General features: G+C 49.8%; 2 protein-coding genes and 1 pseudogene. All 3 read left to right on the plus strand.

Going from position 1 to position 2,383, the window contains the following annotated elements; genetic code table 11:
- Positions 1-193, plus strand: a pseudogene (locus tag RH85_RS10365) (DUF6094 domain-containing protein); the annotation flags it as partial.
- Positions 194-278: 85 nt separating this feature from the next.
- Positions 279-869: a hypothetical protein gene (locus tag RH85_RS10370; RefSeq protein WP_006712182.1), complete on the plus strand. Its 591-nt coding sequence runs from the start codon at positions 279-281 to the stop codon at positions 867-869.
- On the plus strand, positions 866-2,383 hold a 1,518-nt coding region (locus tag RH85_RS10375; RefSeq protein WP_006712183.1), incomplete at its 3' end, for an SNF2-related protein. The genes RH85_RS10370 and RH85_RS10375, both read left to right, overlap by 4 nt.

The raw sequence follows: 2,383 nt of genomic DNA on the forward strand, positions 1-2,383 counted from the left end.
TGGCAAGGTGGTGAGTAATGATGGATTGCGAACGCTTTTGGTTAAGGGGGGTACTCAAAAAGTACAGCGCACCATGACCAGTATCGATGAGCATCAAACCATCACCACCAAGATTGACCAATTTCAACCCTTGATACGCGCCATCGACCTCACCCCAGGTGAGGACTTTGGTCGTATCGTTATCATTCAATAGACCAAGCACACCCTTGTGTGTGTTTGCCCGTTAGGCGCTTATTCCTAACGGGAAGGCGCCTTTCTTTTTTTTTGGAGCCTTCATCATGAATGTCAATATTAACCGTTCTTTAATCGAACTCGACAACGGTCTCTATCTGGATGCCGTTGTCACCTCTACCACGGGATTGGTGCAATTTTTGTCTGTCTGGGGACGAGATGGTGTGATGCAGCATTTTTTTGCGGCCTTAACACTGCCTCTTTCCGAAGGGGGACTGCGCGTCATGACCGTTACCCTCCCTAGTGGGGATAAATTGGTGCTCGATTTTGCACAAGCCAAAATGCTCACCAAGCGTACCACTCGATTACCTAAGTTTACCGAGGTGGGGGAATGGGTGCATACCTGGTTGTTTCAACCGGATGTGCAAAAACCAAGGGGTCAATCCATGACGGTGCTCAGTACTGAGCCTCAGCCTTGGATTGCACTCTGGCCAACGCTCAAACAGCTTTGTCATTTACCCTTGCTGGATGAATGGGAAAGCGCGCTGCAGCCAAGGTTACGGGCGCATATCACAGTATTGCCGTCTTATGGTCTTCATGGGTATTTAATTGATTTACCGATTGAAGAGATTGAAACGTTAATCAGTGAGTTGTTGCAACAAGGCTTACTGCCTCTGAATAAGGAGGTGTACGCATGAGCTCGCAACCCCAACAAGAAACCATGGTAGAGACAACCTGCGACAACGTGTTATCTCTGCACAGTTTCATCGACCAATTTGGTGAAGGGCTTTTGTCCAACATTGAAGCGGCGCACCCGGCGAGATACCAATCACCGAGTGAGGCTCGAACGCGCATCCTGCAATCGCTTAAACGAACACCGTTTGAGGTGCAAGCGGAAGCGATACAAGCCATCAGTACCCTACTTCTCGATGAGCACGCCCCAGCAGGCATACTCAACGGAGAAATGGGTGTTGGAAAAACGATGATGGGAATTGCGGCAACCGCCATTGCTTACCATGAAGGAAAGGCACAACGCTTTTTAGTGCTGTCACCGCCACATCTGGTCTACAAATGGCGTCGAGAAATTCTCGATACGGTGCCAGATGCGAAGGTATGGGTACTCAATGGACCGGATACGTTGCTTTCTTTGCTTAAACTTCGAGAAGCAGCCAAGCATGACGGACCAGAGTATGTGGTGCTGGGTCGAGTTCGGATGCGCATGGGTTACCACTGGCAACCGGCTTACCAAACCAAAACCCTAAAACGAACCTTGGGTCATGATGGACTTCGAGCGCAAACCGCCCTACTCAAATTTGTCTGTTGCCCAGATTGTGGTCAACTGGTTAAAGATGAAGAAGGCGAGTTAATTGCACCGAGTCATTTTCCTGTAGACCAACAGTTGCGTTGTGCTCATTGTCATAGCGCACTGTGGACATTGAAACGTCAACGACAAGACGACAACTTAACGAAAACCGTCTCACGCGCACTGCAGACACTACCGACCATCGGGAAGGTCACCGCAGGGCGCTTGTTGGACGGATTTGGAGAACGAGTCCTCGCTAAAGCATTGACCGACAATATCTATGAGTTGGTGAACTTGCTCGATGCTGAGGGGGAATTTGTCTTTAATGAGCGACAAGCTGAGCGGATAGAGCGAAAACTGGCTAAGACGCAATTTGCGTTCGGACAGGGCGATTATCAGGCGAGTGAGTTCATTAAGCGTTATTTCCCTTACGGGTTCTTTGACTGGTTGGTTATCGATGAGGCGCACGAATATAAGAATTCTGGCGCTGCGCAAGGACAAGCGATGCAAGTCTTAGCCAGCTCGGTTAAACAATGTTTGCTACTCACCGGAACCTTGATGGGCGGCTACGCTGAAGACCTCTTTTATCTTTTGTGGCGTACCATGCCCAGCATCATGATGAACGACGGTTACCGTTATCATCGTGGCAAGCTGGGCAGTGCCGCGCTCGCGTTTTCACAAGAGCACGGCATCATCAAGGAAATCATGAAGGTGACGGATGAGGCGAACCATAAAACGGCCAAAGGCAAAAACGTGCGAGTGAGTCAAACCCGCGCACCTGGTTTTGGGCCGCTCGGGGTCGCGAAATATGTTTTGCCGTATACGGTGTTCGTCAAACTCAAAGAGATGGGCGAGGGCGTCTTACCCGACTACCAAGAGCACTTTATTGAGGTCGAGATGGATTCAGAG

Source organism: Vibrio ichthyoenteri ATCC 700023, from assembly GCF_000222605.1.
GTDB classification, from domain to species: domain Bacteria; phylum Pseudomonadota; class Gammaproteobacteria; order Enterobacterales; family Vibrionaceae; genus Vibrio; species Vibrio ichthyoenteri.